Annotated in this window: 22 protein-coding genes; 3 read left to right on the top strand and 19 right to left on the bottom strand. The window is 70.3% G+C overall.

Annotation, left to right across the window (positions count from 1 at the left end; all coding sequences use genetic code 11):
- Positions 1–110 precede the first annotated feature (110 nt).
- The gene (locus ACTVCO_RS01655; RefSeq protein ID WP_443726647.1) at positions 111–1,037 is read left to right on the top strand and encodes an NAD-dependent protein deacetylase; all 927 of its coding nucleotides are present in this window, start codon (positions 111–113) and stop codon (positions 1,035–1,037) included.
- Here ACTVCO_RS01655 and ACTVCO_RS01650 read toward each other — a convergent pair.
- From ACTVCO_RS01650 to ACTVCO_RS01625, 6 genes are all read right to left on the bottom strand, one after another.
- Positions 995–1,792: an SDR family NAD(P)-dependent oxidoreductase gene (locus tag ACTVCO_RS01650; protein ID WP_443726646.1), complete on the bottom strand. Its 798-nt coding sequence runs from the start codon at positions 1,790–1,792 to the stop codon at positions 995–997. The two genes, ACTVCO_RS01655 and ACTVCO_RS01650, sit on opposite strands and share 43 nt — an antisense overlap.
- Positions 1,789–2,628, bottom strand: a complete 840-nt coding sequence (locus ACTVCO_RS01645; RefSeq protein ID WP_443726645.1) for a carbohydrate ABC transporter permease — start codon at positions 2,626–2,628, stop codon at positions 1,789–1,791. The genes ACTVCO_RS01650 and ACTVCO_RS01645 overlap by 4 nt, the downstream gene beginning before the upstream one ends.
- Positions 2,625–3,572 carry a carbohydrate ABC transporter permease gene (locus tag ACTVCO_RS01640; protein ID WP_443726643.1) on the bottom strand — a complete coding sequence of 316 codons (948 nt, stop codon included), beginning with the start codon at positions 3,570–3,572 and terminating at the stop codon, positions 2,625–2,627. Before ACTVCO_RS01640 ends, ACTVCO_RS01645 begins: the two co-directional genes overlap by 4 nt.
- A gap of 58 nt (positions 3,573–3,630) precedes the next feature.
- Positions 3,631–4,953 (bottom strand): ABC transporter substrate-binding protein, encoded by a 1,323-nt coding sequence (locus ACTVCO_RS01635; protein ID WP_443726642.1) that lies wholly within the window; start codon positions 4,951–4,953, stop codon positions 3,631–3,633.
- 32 nt (positions 4,954–4,985) lie between these two features.
- Positions 4,986–5,891 (bottom strand): dihydrodipicolinate synthase family protein, encoded by a 906-nt coding sequence (locus ACTVCO_RS01630; RefSeq protein WP_443726641.1) that lies wholly within the window; start codon positions 5,889–5,891, stop codon positions 4,986–4,988.
- 74 nt (positions 5,892–5,965) lie between these two features.
- The gene (locus ACTVCO_RS01625; protein WP_443726640.1) at positions 5,966–6,676 is read right to left on the bottom strand and encodes a FadR/GntR family transcriptional regulator; all 711 of its coding nucleotides are present in this window, start codon (positions 6,674–6,676) and stop codon (positions 5,966–5,968) included.
- 124 nt (positions 6,677–6,800) lie between these two features.
- On the opposite strand from ACTVCO_RS01625, the gene ACTVCO_RS01620 reads away from it, so the two are divergent.
- Positions 6,801–7,607 carry a tyrosine-protein phosphatase gene (locus ACTVCO_RS01620; RefSeq protein ID WP_443726639.1) on the top strand — a complete coding sequence of 269 codons (807 nt, stop codon included), beginning with the start codon at positions 6,801–6,803 and terminating at the stop codon, positions 7,605–7,607.
- 48 nt (positions 7,608–7,655) lie between these two features.
- On the opposite strand, the gene ACTVCO_RS01615 is transcribed toward ACTVCO_RS01620, so the two are convergent.
- Positions 7,656–8,087: a nucleoside deaminase gene (locus ACTVCO_RS01615; protein ID WP_443727133.1), complete on the bottom strand. Its 432-nt coding sequence runs from the start codon at positions 8,085–8,087 to the stop codon at positions 7,656–7,658.
- A gap of 150 nt (positions 8,088–8,237) precedes the next feature.
- Here ACTVCO_RS01615 and upp point away from each other — a divergent pair, with 150 nt between their 5' ends.
- Positions 8,238–8,876: a uracil phosphoribosyltransferase gene (gene upp / locus ACTVCO_RS01610; protein WP_443726638.1), complete on the top strand. Its 639-nt coding sequence runs from the start codon at positions 8,238–8,240 to the stop codon at positions 8,874–8,876.
- Positions 8,877–8,937: 61 nt separating this feature from the next.
- On the opposite strand, the gene ACTVCO_RS01605 is transcribed toward upp, so the two are convergent.
- The 12 genes from ACTVCO_RS01605 to ACTVCO_RS01550 all read right to left on the bottom strand — a co-directional run bounded on the left by ACTVCO_RS01605 (position 8,938) and on the right by ACTVCO_RS01550 (position 22,691).
- On the bottom strand, positions 8,938–9,342 hold the full coding sequence (locus ACTVCO_RS01605) for a heat shock protein transcriptional repressor HspR (RefSeq protein ID WP_443726637.1): 405 nt from the start codon (positions 9,340–9,342) through the stop codon (positions 8,938–8,940).
- Positions 9,343–9,348: 6 nt separating this feature from the next.
- Positions 9,349–10,338 carry a DnaJ C-terminal domain-containing protein gene (locus tag ACTVCO_RS01600; protein ID WP_443726636.1) on the bottom strand — a complete coding sequence of 330 codons (990 nt, stop codon included), beginning with the start codon at positions 10,336–10,338 and terminating at the stop codon, positions 9,349–9,351.
- A gap of 77 nt (positions 10,339–10,415) precedes the next feature.
- Positions 10,416–11,027, bottom strand: coding sequence for a nucleotide exchange factor GrpE (grpE, locus tag ACTVCO_RS01595; protein WP_443726635.1), 612 nt, complete (start codon positions 11,025–11,027; stop codon positions 10,416–10,418).
- Positions 11,024–12,868 carry a molecular chaperone DnaK gene (dnaK, locus tag ACTVCO_RS01590; RefSeq protein WP_443726634.1) on the bottom strand — a complete coding sequence of 615 codons (1,845 nt, stop codon included), beginning with the start codon at positions 12,866–12,868 and terminating at the stop codon, positions 11,024–11,026. Before dnaK ends, grpE begins: the two co-directional genes overlap by 4 nt.
- Before the next feature lie 810 nt (positions 12,869–13,678).
- Positions 13,679–14,743, bottom strand: coding sequence for a cold-shock protein (locus tag ACTVCO_RS01585; RefSeq protein WP_443726633.1), 1,065 nt, complete (start codon positions 14,741–14,743; stop codon positions 13,679–13,681).
- A 112-nt stretch (positions 14,744–14,855) separates the two neighbouring features.
- Complete coding sequence (locus ACTVCO_RS01580; RefSeq protein ID WP_443726632.1) at positions 14,856–15,332, bottom strand: AAA family ATPase; 477 nt, start codon at positions 15,330–15,332, stop codon at positions 14,856–14,858.
- Between the two features lie 103 nt (positions 15,333–15,435).
- Positions 15,436–16,686 (bottom strand): MFS transporter, encoded by a 1,251-nt coding sequence (locus ACTVCO_RS01575; RefSeq protein ID WP_443726631.1) that lies wholly within the window; start codon positions 16,684–16,686, stop codon positions 15,436–15,438.
- Complete coding sequence (locus ACTVCO_RS01570; protein WP_443726630.1) at positions 16,683–17,651, bottom strand: MerR family transcriptional regulator; 969 nt, start codon at positions 17,649–17,651, stop codon at positions 16,683–16,685. Before ACTVCO_RS01570 ends, ACTVCO_RS01575 begins: the two co-directional genes overlap by 4 nt.
- Positions 17,652–17,772: 121 nt before the next feature.
- Positions 17,773–18,144 carry a fluoride efflux transporter CrcB gene (gene crcB / locus ACTVCO_RS01565; RefSeq protein WP_443726629.1) on the bottom strand — a complete coding sequence of 124 codons (372 nt, stop codon included), beginning with the start codon at positions 18,142–18,144 and terminating at the stop codon, positions 17,773–17,775.
- The gene (locus ACTVCO_RS01560) at positions 18,141–18,638 is read right to left on the bottom strand and encodes a fluoride efflux transporter FluC (RefSeq protein WP_443726628.1); all 498 of its coding nucleotides are present in this window, start codon (positions 18,636–18,638) and stop codon (positions 18,141–18,143) included. Before ACTVCO_RS01560 ends, crcB begins: the two co-directional genes overlap by 4 nt.
- Positions 18,639–18,672: 34 nt before the next feature.
- On the bottom strand, positions 18,673–20,226 hold the full coding sequence (locus ACTVCO_RS01555) for a family 43 glycosylhydrolase (protein ID WP_443726627.1): 1,554 nt from the start codon (positions 20,224–20,226) through the stop codon (positions 18,673–18,675).
- Entirely contained in the window at positions 20,223–22,691 is a 2,469-nt protein-coding gene (locus ACTVCO_RS01550; protein WP_443726626.1) for a beta-xylosidase/alpha-l-arabinosidase, read from the bottom strand. Before ACTVCO_RS01550 ends, ACTVCO_RS01555 begins: the two co-directional genes overlap by 4 nt.
- Between the last annotated feature and the right edge of the window lie 25 nt (positions 22,692–22,716).

Below are 22,716 nucleotides of genomic sequence, written 5' to 3'. Positions count from 1 at the left end.
GTGCCTTGAGAAGGCTCGCACGGCAGATCACCGGACACGGAGGACGTTACGCCCGTCCGGACGAGGTATTCGTCACTGCACGACGCGCGCGTTCGTCGTAGCGTGGCGGCGTGCCCGCTCTCGCCACTCGCTCCGCTGGTCGGCGCAGCACTCCGCCGGACGCTCTGGCCGAGCTCGCTGCGCTCGTGCGCGGCGCACGCACGCTTGTGCTCACGGGCGCCGGAATGTCGACGGACTCGGGGATCCCTGACTACCGCGGGCCGGGCTCGGCACCGCGCACCCCCATGACGTTCGCGCAGTTCATCGGCGACGCGGCGTTTCGGCGGCACTACTGGGCGCGCAATCACGTGGGCTGGCGGCACATGGCCGCGACCCGGCCGAACAACGGGCATCGCGCGCTCGCCGCGCTCGAGGCGGCAGGACATGTCACCGGTGTGGTGACGCAGAACGTCGACACGTTGCACCAGCGTGCCGGAACGCGCACGGTCGTCGACCTGCACGGCTCCTTCGACAGGGTCGTGTGCCTCGGCTGTGGCACCGTCGTTCCACGTGAAACGCTTGATGCGCGCCTCACGGCACTCAATCCCGGATTCCGTGAGGCTCAGGGCGAGGTGACCGACATTGAGATTGCGCCCGACGCCGACGCGGTCGTCGAGCAGACCGCCGGCTTCGTCGTCGCACCGTGCGAGAGCTGCGGGGGCATGCTCAAGCCCGACATCGTCTACTTCGGCGAGCAGGTCCCGCGCGAGCGCGTCGAGCGCGCGTTCGCGCTCGTCGACGAGGCCGAGGCGCTCGTCGTCGCGGGCTCCTCCCTCACGGTCCACTCGGGCCTGCGTTTCGTGCGGCATGCGGCACGGCGCGGCACGCCCGTCGCGATCATCAACCGCGGCCCGACGCGCGGCGACGACCAGGCCGACCTGCGGCTCGACGAGGGCACGACCGAGACCTTCGTCAACCTGCTCCCCCGGGTGCTGCCCGTGCCTGCGCGCCCGGCTCAGCGGAAGACGCCGAAGCCACCGTCGACCACAAGATCCTGACCCGTGACGTAGGCGGACGCAGGACCCGCAAGGAAGACGACCGCACCGTCGAGGTCACCGTAGCCGTCACGATCCTCCTCGCCCATGCGGCCCAGCGCCGTCCGGTCGGCGTAGTCCCGCACGAAGCCGTCCGGCAGGTTGTCACGCCTGAACCCTCCGGGTGAGATCGCATTGGCTCGCACACCGTACGGGCCAAGCATCCCGGCAAGATCACGCGTGAGCCCGGCGATGCCAGCTTTCGCTGCCGCGTAGTCGACGGGCTGCCCGAGCATCCCGTTGTCGGTATACAGCCGACGGTCTCGTCCCACGTGCCCCGCAACCGACGCGATCGACACGATCGACCCGCTGCGCTGCTCGATCATGGACGGGATGACCGCACGGGTGACGAGGATCGGGCCCACGAGGTTGACCTCGATCGACGATCTGATGTCGCGGGCCGAGCGGTCCGGCAACCACGCGGGGCTCGAGCCAGACCCTCCTCCCGCATTGTTGACGAGCACGTCGATGCGCCCGTGGTCGTCGAGCACCGACCCCACCGCACGCGCGATCGACCCGTCGTCCGTGACATCGAGCGCAACGCCACGCACGTCGAGGCCACCACCGGTGAGGCCGCGCGCCACGGCGTGCGTCGCGTCACCGTCACGCCCCGTGATGACGACCGTCGCACCCGCCCGCGCGAGTGCTCGTGCCGCACCCAGCCCGAGGCCGCGCGAGCCGCCGGTGACGAGACAGACACGGCCCTCGAGCCCGCTCATCCCTTGACCGCCCCGGCTGAGAGGCCCTCGACGAGCGCCTTCTGCACGATCGCGAACACGACGACCGCGGGGATGATCGCCAGCACACCGCCTGCCATGATGCCGCCCCAGTTCGTCGACCCCATCGAGTCCATCACCTGCGCAATCCCGATCTGAACGGTCTTGGAGTACTTCGAGCTCGTGAGGATGAGCGCGTACTGGTAGTCGTTCCACGCGAGGATGAACGAGTACAGGCCCACCGCCGTGATGCCAGGCAGAGCAAGCGGCAGGATGATCGACCGCATCGTCCTCAGCCTGGAGGCACCGTCGATCGACGCCGCTTCTTCAAGCTCGGACGGGATGGCACGGAAGAAGCTCGCCATGAGCCACACCGCCGCGGGCAACGTGAGCGTCTGATAGATGAGCACGAGGACCTCACGCGTGTTGAGGAGATCGAGCGTCGCGGCGATCTTGTACCAGGGGATCATGATCATCGGGCCTTGGACCATCTGGGCGACGAGCAGCCCGACGATCGCGATGCGCGCCCCTGTTCCTCGGTAGCGCACGAGCCCGTAGCCCGCGAGGCAAGCGAACACCGTCGTGAGAGCCGCCGTCATGAGACACACGGCGAACGTGTTCTGAAGGAGCTGAGCCATGCCGAGGCCGCGCTCGGACAACGCCCACCGGAAGTTCTCGAGCGTGAGGTTCGAGAGGCTGATCTTGGGCGTCCCAAAGATCTCCCGGTTCGGTCGCAGCGCCGAGTACGCGAGCCACAGCGCGGGCACGAGCAGGAACGACATGAGCGCGACGAGCGAGGCGTACCGGCCGAGGACGGCCCACGGTGAACGATGAGTCATCGAATCTCTCCCTTGGCGCGGCGCTCACCGAAGGCGAGCGCGACGAGCGCAGCGAGCACGAGCACGACGACCATCGCGATCGTTGCGACAGCCCCCGCAACCCCAAACTCGAAGCGCTGGAACGCAAACGTGTAGACGTACGTCGGCAGGATGCTCGTGGCGAACCCCGGGCCACCGTTGGTCAGGGCCCAGATGATCTCGAACTTGAACCACGTCGTGACGAGCGAGGTGACGCCCGTGACGAAGAGCGTCGGGCGCAGGTGCGGGAGCGTGACGTGCCAGAACCTCTGGACAGCGTTCGCCCCGTCGATCGACGCCGACTCGTGGATCTCCTTGGGCATGGACTGCAGCGACGCGAGGATGAGCAAGGCCGCGAACGGCAGACCCTTCCACGTCGACGCGAGCAGGAGCACGGGCCAGACCCACACGTCGGAGGCAAGGAAGACGATCGGGTCGTCGATGATCCCGGCCTGCCCGAGGTAGTGGTTGATGAGGCCCGACTCGCCGCCCTGGAAGAGCCAGCGCCAGATGATGGCAACCACGACGACCGGGGTCACCCACGGCACCATGAGCAAGCCGCGCCACAGGGCTCGCAGGCGCAGCGGAAGGTTGAGCACGAGAGCCGCGAGCACCCCGAGGACCAGCTGGAGAATCACCGAGCCGAAGACCCACATGAGGCTGTTACGGAAGATGCCCCAGAACTTGGGGTCGTCGAGCAGGAGTCGTCGGTAGTTCTCGAACGCGACCCAGCCCGTCTGGCCCGGGGCAGTGGCACGATCGTTCGTGAAGCCCAGACGCACTGTCTCGATGAGGGGGTAGAACTGGGCGAAGAGCAGGAAGATGAGAACGGGCGCCATGAGCGCGAGCCAGAAGCCACGCTCCTGGTACCAGCGCCCGATTCTCCAGGACACGCTCGGCGCCGTTGCCGGTGTCGTCGTCGTCATTGGGATTCCTCCCGCGGGGCGGCCGCGCTACGCGGCCGCCCCGCGAACTGGTTGGGTGCTAGCGGGACTGCTTGATCGCGGTGGCGATGCGGCCGTGAGCGTCGTCGGCCGTGATCTTCCCCGCGAAGAAGTCGAGAAGGATGGCCTGGAACTCGGGCTCGAGCGCGGGCTGACCGACGATCGGGCGCAACGGGGTGCCGTGGTCGTCGATGAGGGCCGCCTGGTCTGTCATCTGCTGCGCGTGCCCCTCGGGCGCGTTCGGGTAGATGAGCGCCGCGTCGTCGGCGAGATCAGCGGGCTTGATGGCGGCGAGCGCCGGGCTGTTCACTGCCGTCGTCAGGCGACCCACCCACTCGGGTGAGACGAGCTGCTCGATGACGTACCACGCGAGATCGTGGTTTGGTGAGTCCTTGAAGATCCCGAAGCCCGTGTTGGAGACCGGCGCAACCTGCGTGCCAGAGGGTCCCGCGGGGTAGGCGATCTGGCGGGACTGCTCGACGATCTCAGGGTTGAGCTCGTAGACGTTCGCCGTGAAGAACGTGCCAGCGGGAATCATGCCGACCTCGCCGTTGGAGTACGCCTGGAACATCTCGGGGTAGCTCCATGCGGCTGCAGCGGGCGGCGAGAACGCGTTCATCGCCTTGGCGTGCTCGAGCGTCTGGATCCACTTCGTCGTGGCCGCGTCTGAGTCGTCACCGGGCCACAGGTCGTTCGTGTACGCCATGGTGAGTGCTCCGCGGAACGCGAACCGGGGGTTCTGCAGCGGGAAACCGAAGCCATAGGCGCCGTCCTTGGTCATGGCCTTGGCGGCCGCGACGACGTCGTCCCAGGTCTTGAGGTCCTCGACCGCATAGCCTGCAGCGCTCAGCATGGTCTCGTTGACGACGAGATCAAAGGCCTGTGCTGCGTAGGGGACCGCGTAGAGCGAGCCGTCGACCGTCGAGACCTCGAGCGTCCCCGGCCTGAAGTCGGCCGCCTCGAACGACTTCGCGAACAGGTCGTCGAGGGGAAGGAGCCCGTCCATGCGGACGAGGTCGGTGACGTCCTGCGTCATCGTGAGGTCCGGCGGGTCACCCGCCTGGATGCGAACCGCCAGCTGCTTCTGGATGTCGGCCCAGGACAGGAAGTTGTACTCGATGGTGATGCCCTTGGCGGCCATCGCCTTCGCGAAGTCCTCCGCCATGCGGGTCTCGGGGTCCGAGGTTCCGGGCCAGATGATCTCGAGGGTTCCCGTGGGGTTGCCTGCGGCACCGGTGGACGGTGCGGTGCCGGAGGCTGCGGGGGCGTCGTCACTGGGTGTGCACGCGCCGAGAGCGAGTGCGCCTGCGAGCGTGGCGGCGGCGATGCCGAGCACGCGTCGGGTGGTCTGTCGGTGGGTCATGGTGGTCCTCTCCAGCGTCTTGACGGGGTCGGTCATGGGGTGACGAGGTAGTCGGAGATCTCCGGGTTGTCGTCGAAGAAGGTTCGGACGCGTGCGTGCTGCGCAGCGTCGAGACCAGGCAGGGGTGCTCGGCTGGCACCCATCGCGATGCCCTGCCGTTCGAGGGCCGCGCGGAGGAAGGAGATGAAGTTGTAGCCGGACATCTCCCCGATGAAGATGTTCGCGAGGGCCTGCAGCCGGCGAGCCTCGGCGAGGTCGCCCGCGAGGACTGCGGCGCGCAGGTCGAGGTAGAGGCGCGGCAGCGCGTTGTACGTCGAGCCGATTCCGCCGTCGGCGCCGAGCGCGAGCCCGCCCGTGATGACCTCGTCCGCACCGTTGTAGACGAGGAATCCCTCGGGCGCTGAGCGCCTCACCTCCGCAAGGGGGTAGAGGTCGGTCGAGGTGTACTTGAGCCCGTGGATGACGCCTTCCGCGGCGAGGTCGAGGAAGAAGTCCGGGCCGAGCTCGACTCCCGTGCGGGAGGGGATGTGGTAGGCGATCAGGGGGATCGCCCCGCCGAGGGCGTCTGCGATGCGCCGGTAGTAGTCGGCGTGGGCGCGGGCGTCGAGGTAGTAGTAGATCGGCGTGACGGCTGCGACCGCGTCGACGCCCTGGGCGAGCGCGAATCGTGTGAGGTCGAGCGTCGTGGCGACGTCGATCTGGCCGACGTGGGCGATGACGGATGCCCGGTGGTCGACGGCCTCGACGCAGGCGGTCATGAGGGCGCGGCGTTCGTCGAGGGTGTGGAGCAGTGCCTCGCCTGTCGAGCCCGAGATGAAGAGCCCGTCGACGCCTGCGCCGACGAGGGCGTCGACGAGGCGTCCGTTGCGCTCGAGGTCGATGTGGCCGGAGTCGTCGTAGGCGGTGATGAGTGCGGGCATGATGCCGGAAAGTGGCATGGGGGTACCTCGGTCCTGGGTTGGTGGGGCTCGTGGTGCGGGTCGTGGGCGGCAGCGTCGGTGCTGCGGCCCGCCTATCGGGGCTGGGTGTGGCGTCGGGTGGAGTCGGCGGTCACGACCATGTCGGCGACGACTTGTTCGATGTCGGCGAAGTGGGCGGCCACGGCTGCGGTCATGAGAAGGGGGTCGCCGCTGCGGATCGCCTCGACGATGCGCGCGTGATCGGCGACGGTGTGGAGGTCCGGACGCGGTGGGACGTGTGCCATGGCGCGCGCGAAGATCTGCCAGAACACCTCTTGGAGCTGGCTGACGAACTGGTTGCCGAGCGGGGCGAAGAGCGCGTGGTGGAACTCGCGGTCGACCTCGGGACGCACCATGCCTCCGGGGCCGAGATCGGCCATCTGTTCGACGAGGCTGTCGAGGTGCGCGAGGTCCGTCTCGGTGAGGCTGCGCGACGCCTGGACGACGAGTCCTTCTTCGAGTGCGCGGCGGGCCTGGAGCAGGTCACGGAACGGCGCGGAGTCCATCGCGAGGGAGTAGGGCAGCTGCTCGATGAGGGGTGCGAACGAGAACCGGCCGACGAAGAGTCCTCTGCCGTGGCGGACGTCGACGATCCCGAGGGTTTCGAGGCGGCGCACGCCTTCGCGCAGGGAGGTCTTGCCCATGTTGAGCCGCTCGGCGAGCTCGGCCTCTGAGGGGAGGGCGTCGCCGGGGGCGAGGCCCTCGTCAAGGATGTACTGCCGGAGGCTGAGTTCTGCCTGCCGGGACAGTGGCTTACGCGTCATCGTCTCGTCACTTCCACGTCGTCGTGTGTGTGACAGCCATTACAGATCGGTTATCAGATATCTGTCAACTGGTGTGACCGGATCGAGACCAAGGTCCTAGGCAGGCAGCCCGCAGCCATGCCCCATGACGCGCGAAGAATGGCAGGATCACGTCATGGGCCTCCCCGACCTCTCCGCCGTCCGCGGCTTCGCCAACCTGCGCGACGTCGGCGGCCTCGCCGCAGGCGACGCAACCGTCGTCCCGGGGGTCCTGCTGCGGTCCGACGCGCCCGGGACCCTCGACGACGACGCGCTCACCACCTTGCGAGCCGCTGGCCTCCGCTACGTCCTCGACCTCCGCAACATCGAGGAAGCCGCCCACCACCCCACACCGTTCACCGCAGCAGGGTTCACCGTGACGAGCCTGCCGATCTTCACGGGCTCGATACGCTCGTTCACCGCGGTCGGGACATCGATGCGTGGCATGTACGCGGTCATGGCCACCGAGTGCGGCACAGCGCTCACGACGGCCGTGCGCCACATCGCCGTGCCGACGATGAGCGACGACGACGGACGCGCAGACGCGGCGAGCCCCGTCGCGGGCGGGGTCCTCGTCCACTGCACCGCGGGCAAGGACCGCACGGGCCTCACGGTTGCCCTCGCCCTCCGGGCCGTCGGCGTCTCCCGCGACGACGTCATCGCGAACTATGCCGAGACCGAGGCACGACTGCGCGGACCGTGGCTCGCCGAGAAGCTTGAGCAGCTCCGACGCGTCGTGGGTGAGGACGCCGAGTCGTACACCGACATGCTCGTGACGAGCCCGGCCGACGTGCTCGACGAGTTCCTCACGACGGTTGAGGACGGCTCGCCCGAGGCCACGCGTCCGTACCTGCGCGCGCACGGCATGAACGACGACGAGATCGCGACGCTCGTCAGGCGGCTGCTCGGCTGAGCTCGCCACCCGCGCGGGTCAGAGGCGCGGAGACGTCGGGACGTGAGTTCAGCGCCGCGAGGCGAAGAACTCCGCGAGCATCCGCTCGCACTCCTCGCGCCGCACACCCGGATGCACCTCGACGAAATGGTTCTGACGCGGGTCGCGCACAAGGTCCCATGCCGAACCCGTCGCCCCCACGCGCAGGTCCCACGCGCCGAGCACGAGCCGGGGCACGCGCGCCGCAACGATCGCACCCGCACACATGACGCACGGCTCAAGCGTGACGACGAGCGTGCAGCCCTCGAGCCGCCACTCACCGTGCGTGCGCGCGGCCTCACGCAGAGCAAGAACTTCCGCATGCGCAGTCGGGTCGCCGCTCGCCTCGCGTTCGTTCCGACCCCGGCCGATGACGACGCCTGCGGCATCGAGCACGACCGCCCCGACGGGCACGTCGCCCGTCACCAGCGCCGCGCGCGCTTCCACGAGCGCGAGCCCCATCGCGTCGTCCCACCGTCCGTCGTCGTGCACGCCCCCACCTTAGTCAGCGCTGTGCGCGCAGCCGCAGCGAGCAGACGTCTCACAGTGAGATGAGCGACAGGCTTCCCCATGTGCCCCTGCGGCACGCGGCGTGAGCGGTACCGTTACGTCATGCGCCTGCACGTAGCCGACCACCCGCTGGTGGCCCACAAGCTCTCCGTCCTCCGCGACGAGCGGACCGCCTCTCCCACGTTCCGGCTCCTGGTCGACGAGCTCGTCACGCTCCTCGCCTACGAGGCGACGCGTGACGTGCGCACGATGGAGGTGCCGATCACGACGCCCGTCGCACCGACGATCGGGACGAAGATCGCGGACCCGCAGCCGATCGTCATCCCAATCCTGCGCGCAGGCCTCGGGATGCTCGACGGCATGACCCGGCTCCTGCCGACGGCCGAGGTCGGATTCCTCGGCATGCAGCGCGACGAGCAGACGCTTGAGGCGATCACGTACGCCAACCGTCTGCCCGACGACCTCACGGGCCGCCAGGTCTTCCTGCTCGACCCCATGCTCGCCACGGGCGCGACGCTCGTCGCAGCGATCAACTACGTGCTCGAGCGCGGCGCACGCGACGTCACCGTCGTCTGCCTGCTCGCCGCCCCCGAGGGCGTCGAGACCGTCAAGGCGGCCGTGGACGAGCGTGCCGACGTCTCGATCGTCGTCGCCGCGGTGGACTCCCACCTCACCGAGCAGGCTTACATCTACCCCGGTCTGGGAGACGCGGGCGACCGCCTCTACGGCATCGTCGACTGACAACTCTCGAGCGCGGTGGCGGCTCAGCGGCGCGCTGGGTGGCGCCGCGCTGGGTGGCGGCTCAGCGGCGCGGGCGCCACAGGACGAGCGCACCGCCGCGCTCGGCCGGCACCCGCTTGCCGCGGGGGACGGCGATGATGTCGCCCGCCGCGTCCGCCGTAAAGATGCGGTGACCCGGGTCGAGGGCGGTCGCCAGCATCTCCACCCTGCCCCGCAGGAGCCGCACCTGGTCCTCAAGGTGAAGGATGCGACGGATGCCCGCGAGATTGATGCCCTCGTCCTGGCTCAGCTGCTGGATCGTGCGCAGCTTCTCGACGTCGCGGGCGCTGTAGCGCCGTCCACGGCCCGCGGTGCGTGACGGCACCACGAGGCCGAGCCGGTCGTACTGACGCAGCGTCTGCGGGTGCATGCCCGCGAGCTCGGCAGCTCGCGAGATCGGCAGCACGGGAACGTCGGCGGCATCCATGGGAGGTCAGTCCTTGGCGTGCGCGAGCAGGTCGGCACGCACGTCGGCCCCGGCTGTCGCGTCGCGGAACGCTTCAACCGCCTTGCGCGCGTCCGACGACAGGTTCTGCGGCACGACGACCTGAACGGTGACGAGCAGGTCACCCGTCGTCTTCGCGGCCTTGACGCCGCGGCCCTTGACTCGCAGCACGCGACCCGACGGCGTCCCAGGGGCCACCTTGACCTTGACGGTCGAGCCGTCGAGCGTCGGAACCTCGAGCCGGGTGCCGAGCGCAGCCTCGTCGAACGTCACCGGCACGGTGACGCGCAGGTTGTGGCCGTCGAGCGCGAAGACCGGGTGAGCCGCGACCGCGACCGTGATGATGAGGTCGCCCGCGGGAGCGCCGCCCGTGCCGGGTCGGCCCTTGCCGCGCAGCCGGATCTTCTGCCCGTCGCGCACCCCCGCGGGGATGCGCGTCTTGATCGTGCGGTGTTCGATGTCGAGCGCAACCTCGGAGCCCTCGACGGCCTGCCGGAAGGGCAGCGTCACGGACGTCGTGAGGTCGGCACCCTGCTGCGGGCGTGGCCCGCCGCGGAACCCGGCGCCACCACCGCCGTTGAAGAGGCCACCGAGGATGTCCTCGAAGCCGCCGCCTCCGCCACCGAAGCCAGCGCGGCCACCCGGGTGGCCACCACCCGCGCCGCCGCCGAACATCGAACCGAACATGTCCTCGAAGCCGCCCGCACCTGCGCCGCCAGGGCCAGCGGCAAAGCGTGCGCCGCCGCCCATCGCGCGGATCGCGTCGTACTTCTCGCGCTCAGCCGGGTCAGAGAGGACCGCGTAGGCCTCGCCGATCTCCTTGAAGCGCGACTCCGACTTCGGGTCACCGGCATTCTGGTCAGGGTGGTACTGGCGCGCGAGCTTGCGGTACGCCTTCTTGATCGCAGCGGCGTCGGCGTCCTTCGCGACGCCGAGCGCGGCGTAGAAGTCCTTCTCGAGCCAGTCCTGTCCAGTCAACGCGGTCCTTCCGATCGGTGCGTCTGGGAGTGGGTGTGCATGCGCGGCGGGCCCGTGGGCCCGCCGCGCACGCGTCGTTACTGCTGGGGTCCGACGACGGCGACGCGCGCCGCGCGGACCGTCTTCTCGCCGATGCGATAGCCGGGCTCGATGACGAACTTCACGGTCGTCGTCGTGGCCTCGGCCGAGTCCTCGTGCATGAGGGCGTCGTGCTGGTTCGGGTCGAACTCCTCGCCAACCTCACCGAAGCGCACAACCTCGAACTTACCGAGGGCAGCGTCGAGTTTGTCGGAGATCGCCGCGAACGGGCCCTCCAGCTCGCCGGCCTGCCGGGCACGGTCGATGTCGTCGAGCACCGGGAGCAGAGCCGCAAGGACATCCTCGATGCCGCGCGTACGTGCCGCCTCCTGGTCGCGCAGCGACCGGTTGCGGTAGTTCGTGAACGACGCGCGCTCACGCTGGAGGTCGTCGAGACGCTCGGCCGCGAGGGCCTGGGCGACGGCGAGCTCGTCGTTGAGGGGTGCGTCGCCGCTGGCGGCGTCTCCCATGAGCGACGAGGCGTCGTCAGGAACAGCGACGTCGGGCTCGGCCGCGCCGTCCCCGGCCGGGGCGGCCGCGGACTCCCGCGGCTGCCCCGACTCGGGGTCGACCCGACGCTTGTCGGTGAACTCGAAGGGGGAGTCGGTCACTTGGACTCGTCCTCGTCAACGATCTCCGCGTCCACGACGTCCTCGTCCGAGGTTGCCTCCTCGGCCACGGGAGCGTCGCCACCGGCCTGCTCGGCCGCGTAGAGGGCCTCGCCGATCTTCTGCGCGACCGTCGTCAGCGTCTCCTGCTTCGCCTTGATCTCGGCGATGTCCTCGCCCTCGAGAGCCTTCTTGAGCTCGGCGATCGCGTCGCCGACCTCGGTCTTGATCTCGTCGGAGAGCTTGTCCTCGTTGTCCTTGAGGACCTTCTCGGTCGAGTAGGCGAAGCCTTCAGCCTGGTTGCGGGTCTCGGCGTCCTCGCGGCGCGCCTTGTCCTCGGCCGCGTGCTCCTCGGCCTCCTTGACCATGCGGTCGATGTCTTCCTTCGGGAGGGCGGAGCCGCCCGTGATCGTCATCGACTGCTCCTTGCCCGTGCCACGGTCCTTCGCGGAGACGTGGACGATGCCGTTGGCATCGATGTCGAAAGCGACCTCGACCTGCGGGACACCACGCGGCGCGGGCGCGATGCCCGTGAGCTCGAACGTGCCGAGCGGCTTGTTGTCGCGGGCGAACTCGCGCTCACCCTGGAACACCTGGATGAGGACGGAGGGCTGGTTGTCCTCGGCCGTCGAGAAGACCTCGGAGCGCTTGGTCGGAATAGCGGTGTTGCGCTCGATGAGCTTCGTCATGACGCCGCCCTTCGTCTCGATGCCGAGGCTCAGGGGGGTGACGTCGATGAGGAGGACGTCCTTGCGCTCGCCCTTGATGACGCCTGCCTGGAGGGCCGCGCCGACGGCGACGACCTCATCCGGGTTGACGCTCTTGTTGGGCTCCTTGCCGCCCGTGAGCTCCTTGACGACCTCGGTCACCGCGGGCATGCGGGTCGAGCCGCCGACGAGGACGATGTGGTCGATCTCCGAGACGGAGATGCCGGCGTCGCGGATCACCGCGTGGAACGGCGTCTTGGTGCGGTCGATGAGATCCTGCGTCATCTGCTGGAACTGCGCACGCGTGAGCTTGGAGTCGAGGTGGATGGGGCCGTTCTCGCTCATCGAGAGGTACTGCATGGAGATGTTCGTGCTCGTCGCGGACGAGAGCTCCTTCTTCGCCTGCTCGGCGGCCTCGCGGAGGCGCTGGAGCGCGATCTTGTCCTTCGACAGGTCGACGCCCGAGGAGTTCTTGACCTCCTTGATGAGGTGCTCGACGATGCGGTTGTCCCAGTCGTCGCCACCGAGGCGGTTGTCGCCCGAGGTCGCGCGGACCTGGATCGTCGAGAAGTCGTCCTCGTCCTTGCCGACCTCGAGGAGCGAGACGTCGAAGGTACCGCCACCGAGGTCGAAGACGAGGATGAGCTCGTCCTCCTTGCCCTTCTCGAGGCCGTATGCGAGCGCGGCGGCGGTGGGCTCGTTGACGATGCGCAGGACGTTGAGCCCGGCGATCTGGCCGGCGTCCTTGGTCGCCTGGCGCTCGGCGTCGTTGAAGTACGCGGGGACGGTGACGACGGCGTCGGTCACGGCCTCACCGAGGTACTCCTCGGCGTCGCGCTTGAGCTTGCCGAGGACGCGCGCGGAGATCTCCTGCGCGGAGTACTTCTTGTCGTCGAGCTCGACCGACCAGTCGGTGCCCATGTGGCGCTTGACCGAGCTGATCGTGCGGTCGACGTTGGTGACGGCCTGGCGCTTGGCGATCTCGCCGACGAGGACCTCGCCGGACTTGGAGAACGCGACGACCGAGGGCGTCGTGCGCATGCCCTCGGCGTTGGCGATAACCGTGGGCTCGCCGCCTTCAAGGACTGCGACGACGGAGTTGGTGGTACCGAGGTCGATGCCGACTGCTCGTGCCATGGGTGATGCCTCCAGAAGATCGTGCTGTTGAGTCTGTTGCACTCAAGTCTGCGCGTCGTCGGGCGCTGATGCAAGCCCAGACGCCCAAACTTGAGTCTGATGCACTCAACCTTCACGAGCGGCGTTCTATTCCAGCAGCCCACAACGCCAAGTCAGCCCCACCCCCCCAAGATCGATAGCCGATCCGCACATCACACGTGAACGGATCCGCTACCGAGCGGAGCAGCCTCACCTCTCCGGCCCAAGGGGAGAGGCCCAGGGGGAGAGAAAGAGGCCCAGTAGGGCTCGACCCACCCCCCACCCCCGGAGATCGATAGCCGATCCGCACGTCACACGTGAACGGATCCACTACCGAGCGGAGCAGCCTCACCTCTCCGGCCCAGGGGGAGAGAGGCCCAGTCGGACTCCACCCCCACCCCCAAAGATCGATAGCCAATCAGTGCACGTCACGTGGCCCGATCGACTATCGGGCCACTGGGGGGCAAGGCCCAGTCGGGTTCCCCCCTACCCCCGGAGATCGATAGCCGATCCGCACGTCACACGTGAACGGATCCACTACCGAGCGGAGCAGCCTCGCCTCTCCGGTCCAAGGGAGAGAGGCCCAGTCAGGCTCCCCCACCCACCCCGGAGATCGATAGCCGAACCAGACGTCACACGTGAACAGATCCACTACCGAGCAGGCCAGCCTCGCCTCTCCGGTCCAAGGGAGAGAGGCCAGTCAGGCTCCACCCCCACACCCCCCAAAGATCGATAGCCGATCCGCACACTTGACGTGTGCGGATCGGCTATCGAGGGCCGGTCAGTGAGTGGTCAGTCGAGCTCGACGCGGTCGGCCTGCGGCCCGCGATCGCTCTGGCGCACCTGGAAGCGCACACGGTCACCCTGGTAGAGCTCGACGCCGCCGCTCACGACGGACACGTGAACGAAGAGGTCGTCGCCACCCGAGTCCGGGCGGATGAAGCCGAAGCCACGGTCAGGATCGAAGCGCACGACCTCGCCCGAGCCGCCACGCGCCGGCGCGCTCGAACGCCCGCGCCCGCGATCGTTGCCGCGGTCGAAGCGGTCACCGCCGCGGTCGAAGCGGTCGCCACCACGCCCACGGTCGCCGCCGCGGTCAAAGCGGTCGCCCCCGCGCCCACGGTCGCCGCCACGGTCGAAGCCGCCGCGTCCCCGGTCCTGACGACCGTGCGACCGGCCACCACGCCCGCCGCCGACCAGCTCGATCCGACGCGCCTGCGGACCCTTGTCGCCCTCGACGGTCTCGAACTTCACACGGTCGCCCTCGCCGAGCTCGTCGATGTTCCGCCCCAGTTCACGGACGTGCGCGAACACGTCGGCGCTGCCGTCGTCGGGCGTGATGAAACCGAAGCCCTTGCCGCCGTCGAACCAGGACACGGTGCCATTGGCACCGTCGTTGCCGGACGCGCCGCCACCCGCAGGTGCCGCCTGGTCGCCGAGCGGGAGCAGGTGGTCCGTCTGCGGACCCTTCTCACCGGGCACGACGAGGAACGCGACACGCTGGCCCTCACGGACCACGCCGCCGCCGACGATCGACGAGCTGTGGACGAAGATCTCGTCGCTGCTGCCGTCGGCCGTCGCGAAGCCGTAGCCCTTCGACGGCTCATACCACGAGACCGTGCCGAGCACACCGAGCGACGCCGCCGGGGCCTCGCCCGTCACGCGGACGTTGCGGGCCTGCGGACCGCGATCACCCTCACCGGCCTCAAACTCGACCTCCTGGCCCTCACGGAGCGCGCGAACGCCCTCGTCGGCCAGCTCGGACGCGTGGACGTAGATGTCGTCCGACCCGTCCTCGGGCGCGATGAAGCCGAAGCCTCGGTCGGTGTCGAACCAGCGAACGGTTCCTTGGGGCACGTGATCTCCTCGTGAGAATGGTGGGTTACTCGTCCCAGTGTCTCGCACGAACGGCCGGGCGTGCGCGGGTGAGGCTACCTGGAACTGTTCCGTCGGCCACGATTCGCGCCGTTCACGCCGTCGGGACGAGCTCGAGCGGCCCCTCGTCGGGCGTCGGCGCCTCGAACCCCGCAAGGTAGCGCTCCGCGAGCTCGGGCGGCACGACGACGTCGTGCGGCCCGGTGCCGCCGCGCGCGGCAAGCCGCGCGAGCACGACCGCGCGCGGAGCGACAACATGATGGACGACGGGCACCACGTCCACCTCCGCGAGCCAGGAACGGTACCGGTCGCGCGATGCCCGGGACCAGAACGACGTGTCGACGACGATGTTCCGCCCCTCGGCGACGAGAGCGAGCATCCGCGCGCGAAGGATGTCATGGATCGCGTGCGCGACGTCGTCGGGCAGCGGGTGCTCGCGGTGCCCCGCGTCCCAGGCGACCTCGTCGAACGACAGGCGCGCGAACCCAGAGGCCTCGAGCCGCCGCGCGTGCGTCGACTTCCCGGCCCCGGCCACCCCGCACACGAGCACGACGGTCACGTTCCACCCCATCTCCGACTCCTAGCATCCCAGCACATGCCGACGGCGCGCACACGCAACGGGTCACGCAGAAGCGCGGGCGGCTCGGAGCGCTCTTGCACGATTCGACGTGGCCCTACGAGCCCGCCGGGAGGGACGGAGACGGCGCGACCGCGCAGGGCTCGCCGCCCGTGGCTGGGCGCGGCTCCGACGGGCGGAAGCCCCCAGCCGTCGCCGCGATCGCCGCCAGGAGGACGACGACTCCCGCACCGGCGACGCTCGGACTCGCCCCCCAGGCGGCCGACGTCGCACCCAGGCTGGCCGATCCGGCGGCGATCGCGAGCGCCTGCATCGCACCCTGCGTCGCCTGCACCCTGCCGCACACCTCGACCGGAACCCGCCGCACGAGCGGCGCACCATGCGTCGCGAAGAGCCCCTGCCCTAGGCCAACGACGACCGCGCCCACGACCTGCCCCACTCCCTCAGGCACGAACGCGAGCACGACAACCCCGCACCCGGCGACCGCCGCACCGCCGACGACGGCCACCCACGTCGTCCGCCACCGACCTCGGACCGCGACGGCGAGCGCAACCACCGCAACGCCACCCGCGACCGACGCCCCCAGCACGCCAAGCATGCCCGCGTCCGCGCCCTGCTCGACGAGCAGGAGCGGCATCCCGACCCCGACCGCGGGGATGACCGCGCCAGCAACGACGGCGGTGAGCAGCACGAACGGACGCAACACGGGATCATCGACGATCGCTCGCGTCCCCGCGCCGATCATCGCGAGCGTCGTCTGCTCCCGCGGCGCGTCGGACCGGCTCGGCGGTCGAACAACCCCCGTGAGCACGACGAGAACAACGATGACGCACACGATCGCCGCGACGGCCGGGACGGCGGCCGCGAGCGCGAGCCCACCTGCCCCGACGACGATCCCGCCGAGCGCCCGGCCGCCGACGAGCGCCGTCTGGCCCGCCACCTGCTCGGCGGCGAGCAGGCGCGGAAAGCTCTCCTCCGTCGAGAGGAGCCGCGAGAACGTCACCGTCGCAGGAGAGCTCACGGCCGCGTGGACGCCGAGCAGCACGGACACGACGACGAGCACCGCCGGACCTGCAGCGACGTCCCGCGGCAGGGCCGCGGCGCCGAGGCACAGCGCCGCGAGCGCCATCGCCGAGCCGAGCACCGCTCGTCGCGGGTCGACACGGTCGACGAGCGCTCCGCCGAGGAGCAGCAACGAACCCGAGACGACGGCCGGCAGCGCCCCCACGAGTCCCGCAACTCGCGGCCCGGCCGATGCGGCCGACCACGCGAGCCCCACGCCGAGCACTGCCGAGCCGAGGGACATGAGAAGAACGACAGCGACCCACACGTTCTCGCGACGGCTCATGAGTGCGCAGTCTCCGGCCGTGCCGGGAGCACCGGCATGAGGAGGACCCCGTGACGCGGCACGGCCGTCGAGCGGATGAGGACGGGTTCGCCCGGCGCGTCGACCGTAAGGGTCGCCGGGCCGTGGATGCTCGCGAGCGCACCGTCGAGCAGGGCCCGGTCGAGCACGACGGCGACTCCTCCGAGGACGAGCTCGACGTGACGCGTCGTCGTCGGCTGGGGCCAGGTGCGGTGCTCGCAGCGCGGGCACCGCGCCTCCCAGACGGCAGCGAGGTCAGGAGCGGTGCCCGAAGGCGCAGCCGTGACGGGCGCGACGCGCGAACCGTCGACGAACGTCGCGCCGTGCGCGTCGGCCGTCACCGTGATCTCGGCCCGCTCGCGGGCCCAGTCCGCGAGCGCCACGACGGCCGACCCCGCGAGACTCACGACGGGGCCGCGCCCGCCCGTCGGCGCACGCGTCGTCGCATCGAGCGCCCACCGGGCGAGCCGCACCCTGTCCGACGCGAGCAGCACGAGCTCGTCACCGACGACGATCTGGACGGCCTCAAGATCGCCCTGGCCAGCGAGAGCGACGACCGACCCGAGCGCGAGGGCGAGGTGTGCGCCGTCGACCGTGGCGACCGCGCGCCCGGGGGCGGTGAGCTCGCCCGCGAGGCGCCGCAGCGCGGACGCGTCGGCGGCCGCGGACAGCGTGCGCTGCGATGCGAGCTCTTCGAGGAGCAGGCTCGCAGTGCGGGCGTCGGCCGCCACGACCTCGCGCATCGTCTCGACCGGGACCGCGGCGTCACGCAGCACCGCGAGCGTCCGCGCCGCGCGTACTTGCGCGACGTCGTAGAACCGGTAGCCGCTCGCCTCGTCGACGTGAGCAGGGGCGAGCAGGTCGACGTCGTCGTAGTGGCGGAGCGTCGTCGACGTGAGGCCGACGGCCCGCGCGAACGACCCGATCGAGAGCAGTGGTCCTGGCATGCCTGCGATCCTCGTCCCTCGGGCCACCCGAAGGTCAACCGGGCAGGCTGCTTCTCCGCTGAAAGGTGTCCAACCCCGTCGAGACGCACGGCACTCGTCGCTCACGGTCGAGGGGAACGAGCTACGCGAGGGCGCTCGTCACCGCGACGCCAAGGGACGCCGCCGCGACCGACAGCGCGAGCGTGAGCGCGACGCTCCCCCATGCCCGCCGCACATCACCGTCCTGCAGCAGGCGCACGGCCTCGACCATCGCGGTCGAGAACGTCGTGAAGCCGCCGCAGAAGCCGGTGGCCAGCATGGCGTACCCGTCGGGCGCGAGCACGCCCGCGACCTGCAGGCCGAGGAGGACGCCGATGAGCAGGGAGCCAGCGACGTTGATCGTCATCGTCGCAACGGGCAGGGGCCCGGGGTGGCGGGCGCGCAGCGCGCCGTCGAGCCAGAAGCGCGCAGCGGCGCCTGCGCCGCCCAGCAGGCACAGCCACAGCACGGTCATCGCTCGTCCCGTCGCGTCGTGCCCGCGGGGTCCTCGAAGGGGTCGGCGGCGTCGGGGTCGTCGGGCAGCAGCCCGACGTGCCCGCGCAGGCGCGCTGCGAGCGCGACCCCCGCGACCGCGGCGACGACCCCGAGAAGGCACGACGCGAGCGCGTACCCGAGCCCGAGTGCGGCCTGCCCGTCGGCCAGCAGCGTGCGGGTCTCGAGAGCGAGCGCCGAGAACGTCGTGAACCCGCCGAGCAGGCCTGTGCCGAGGCCGAGCCTGAGCAGGCGGCGGCGTGCGTCTTCACGGCCGGCGCGCACGAGCGCCTCGAGCAGGAGTCCGAGGCAGAACGCGCCGACGACGTTCTCGGTCAACGTCGCCCACGGCACGCCGTCGCCGTGCGGGACGAGGCGGCCGAGGCCGTACCGCAGCGCCGTTCCGACGCTGCCACCGAGGGCGACGACGAGGAGGAGGCGGGGGTCGGTGCGCACCGCACCATTCTGCGCGGTCACGCGCCCTCTCCGCGCCGCGGCGCGCGCCGAGCCGTCAGGCGGGGTCGTAGGTGAGGTGGCGGATCGTGGCGACCGACGTGGTGGCGGCGCCTGCGCTCGTCGCGTAGGCACCGACCCACAGGCCCAGGAATCCGCCGGTGGCGACGGTGTCGAGGGTGCGACCGTCGGCGACGGCGATGACGTCGGCCGTGGACCCGGTCACCGCTGCCGAGAGCTCGTAGTCCTGCCCGCGCGCTCGGAGCCGCAGGTCGACGTCGGCGCCGTCGGCGAGGTCGAGCACGACGCTCCCGAGCGTCGTGTCGACGTTCGCGGTGCGGTGGGTGACGACCGCGGCCCACGCGTTGCCGTCGCGCACGAGCGCGAGGCGCACGTGGTCGCGCTCGGACTGCCGGACGACGAGGCCGACTTCTTCGCCGACGGCGAGCTCGGCGCGCACGCCGATCGTCACGTCGACGTCGATGTGCTGCTGCCGGACGCCGAGGAAGGCGGGCACGCCCGTTCCGGTGAGGTCGTCTGCCCGCACGGGAAGCTGCCAGCCGTCGCCTGCCGGTTCGGCGATGTCGAGGGGAAGCGCGCGCAGTGCGGTCCACCGCGGGTCGCTCGGAGTGACGATCCCGCTGGCGGCGCCCTGCATGGTGCTGAGGGGCTCGTCGCGGCCGAACGGCACGTCGATGACGGCGGGCACGCGGCCCTGCCGCGGTGCGAAGACGGGCCAGCCGTCCTCCCACTCGACGGGCACGAGGTGTGTCTCACGGCCGAGGTTGTAGTGGTAGCCGCCGTAGGGCCGCATGGCGAGGCACACGGCCCACCAGGAGCCGTCGACCGCTTGGACGAGGTCGGCGTGGCCGACCCCGACGACGTCGGCGTGTGAGCCGAGGTGGCGGTGGGTGAGGACGGGGTTGCCCTTGTTTCCCGTGTAGGGGCCGGTGACGGTGTCGGCGCGCGCGACGGAGACGGCGTGGTGGATCTCGGTCCCGCCCTCGGCTGCGAGCAGGTAGTAGGTTCCGTCGATCTTGTACAGGTGCGGGCCCTCTGCCCACACGGCGCCTCGCAGGGCGCCTGTCCACAGGATGTGTTCGGGCCCGACGAGCCGCTGCTCGGTGAGCGAGTATTCGCGCAGCCACACCTCGGTCTGGTGGAACCACTCGGGGTCGGGGTCGACGAGCCGAGTGCCGTGGAGCCAGGCGCGGCCGTCGTCGTCGAAGAAGATTGACGGGTCGATCCCACCGACCTCGAGCCAGACGGGCGCGGACCACGGTCCGGCCGGGTCGGTCGCGGTCATGAGGAAGTTGCCGCCGCGTGCGTCTTCGTCCTGGTGGACGAGCGTGCACACGATGTAGAACAGCCCGTCGTGGTGACGGATCGTCGGGGCGTAGAGACCGCTCGACGACGGCAGCCCGGAGTAGTCGAGCTGGTCGGTGACGGCGTCGCCGACGTGCTCCCACGTGACGAGGTCACGGCTGCGGAGGATCGGCAGGCCCGGCAGGTACTCGAAGGTCGAGGTGACGAGGTAGTAGTCCTCGCCGACGCGGCAGATCGAGGGGTCGGGGAAGCAGCCGGGCAGGATCGGGTTGTGGACGACGGTCATCGGGTCTCCTCGGTGGGCGTCGCCCCCGCGAGGGCCGTGTCGGTGTCAGCGACGTGCACGCCGACGACGCGCGCGTCGGCGCCCGTCACCTCGTGCACGTCACCCGTGAACCTGACGACGAGACGCGGCGTCGAGCTACCCGGGACGTCGTACGTCTCGTTCTCGGCGATCGAGCGGATCGCGCCGCCCGTCGAGTCGGCGAGGGCCGCGGGCGCGGGCGTCGCCGAGTGGTCACCGACCCAGACCTCGACGTCGCCGGGCTCGACGACGCGGCGCAGGTCGCGGTTCGTGAAGGCGAGGCGACCTGCGGGAACGTCGAACGTCACGCGTGCGCTCTCGCCTGCAGCGAGCGGAACGCGCGCGTAGCCGAGCAGCTGGACGACGGGCCGCGGCAGCGAGCCGACGATGTCGTGCCCGTAGAGCTGGACGACGTCCGCGCCAGCGACGGAACCGGTGTTCGTCACGGTGATGGACGCCGTGAACGAGCCATTCGTCGCCGCGGTCTCGTCGACGACGAGGTCACTGTGCTCGAACGTCGTGTAGCTGAGGCCGAACCCGAACGGGCGCACCGCGCTCGGGTCGGTCGCGGTGACGTCGCTCGGTCCGCCCAGGACAGGGTGGAGGTAGCGGAACGGCTGCGCGCCGACGCTGCGGGGCAAGCTCACGGGCAGGCGACCCGACGGGGTCGTGACGCCCGAGATGACGTCAGCGATCGCGTGACCACCCTCTTCACCGGGGAAGAAGGCCTGGATGACGGCGGCGGGACGCGGCCCGTCACCCTCGAGAGCCCACGCGAGCTCGTAGGGACGACCGGTGACGACGACGAGCACGACGGGCGTGCCCGTGGCGACGAGCGCCTCGACGAGGTCGCGCTGAACGCCGGGCAGCGCGAGCGACTGCACGTCGTTGCCCTCGCCGACGGTGCCGCGGCCGAAGAGCCCGGCCTGGTCGCCGACGACTGCGACGACAACGTCACTGTCCCGGGCGGCGTCGACGGCTGCAGGGATCGCGGAGCGGTCTTCGCCGTCGACCGCGCACCCCTGAGCGCGGGTGATGACCGCGTCCGGGTAGGTCTCGGCGAGGGCCTCGGCGACGGTGGGCAGGGCGATGCCGTCGGGGGTTCCGGGGTGGTGCGCGAGGACGTGGTTGACGAAGGAGTAGCAGCCCATGAGAGCAGCGGTGCGGTCGGCGTTGGGTCCGACGACGGCGATGCGCTCGGGCGCCGGGGTGGGCGCGGCGGGCAGGCCCCCGAACGGGAGGGTGCCGTCGTTGCTCAGCAGGACGAGTGACTCGGCCGCGATGCGGCGGGCGAGCTCGCGATGCGCGGGCGTGTCAAGGTCGATCGATGCCGGGGGCTCGTCCTCGAAGGCCTCGGGGTCGAGCAGCCCGAGCTCTTCCTTGTGCGCGAGGACGCGCAGCACGGAGCGGTCGACGTACCGTTCGTCGAACGCGCCCGAGCGCACGAGCTCCGCAAGGGGCTCGAGGTAGGCGTCACCCGTGGGGAGCTCGACGTCGATCCCGGCGCGCAGCGCGAGCGCTGCAGCCTCGCCGCGGTCTGCTGCGACGCGGTGCATGACCTCGAGGAAGGCGACGGCGAAATAGTCGGCGACGACGATTCCGTCGAAGCCCCACTGCTCGCGCAGCACGCCCGTGAGCAGGCTTTCGTCGGCCGCGACGGGAACGTTGTCGACGGTCGAGTAGGAGTTCATGACCGACCGCGCGTGGCCGTCGCGGATCGCCATCTCGAACGGCGGCAGGTAGATGTCGGCGATCTCGCGCGGCCCCATCGCGACGGGCCCGTGGTTGCGGCCGCCGTCCGAGGCGGGGTACCCGACGAGGTGCTTGAGCGTCGCGTGCACGCCCTCGGACTGCAGGCCCTTGACGAACGCGGTGCCGACGGTGCCGACGAGGTAGGGGTCCTCGCCGATGCACTCGTCAACACGCCCCCACCGGGGGTCGCGCACGACGTCGAGGACGGGCGCGAGCCCCTGGTGGATGCCGAGGGCACGCATGGATTCGCCGATCGACGCGCCCATCTCCTCGACGATCTCGGGGTGGAACGTCGCACCCCATGCGAGGGGCGTCGGGTACGTGGCGGCCTTCCAGGCGGCGAGCCCGGTGAGGCACTCCTCGTGGACGACCGCCGGGATGCCCAGGCGCGTCTCGCGCTTGAGGCGACGCTGCTCGTTCCACAGCCACGCGGCCCGTTCGACCGGGTCGACGGGTCGGGTTCCGTAGACCCGGGTGTACTGCCCGATCCCGTGCTTGGTGATCTCGCTGAGGAGCCCCGAGTCCTTCTGTCCGGAGGTCATCTCCGACTGCATGGGAGCGACGGTGCCGTTCTGGTCGAGCCAGTAGCCGACGATCTGCGCGAGCTTCTCGTCGAGGGTCATCTCGGAGAACAACGCGTGGACGCGGGCTGAGACGTGGGGGGTCCCGGGGATGGTGGAGTCGAGGTCGGGCACGGGCGTTCCTTTTGCTAGGTGTGCT

This window comes from Sanguibacter sp. A247 (assembly GCF_052324925.1).
GTDB lineage: Bacteria > Actinomycetota > Actinomycetes > Actinomycetales > Cellulomonadaceae > Flavimobilis.
This window is presented reverse-complemented; position numbering and strand designations above follow the sequence as displayed.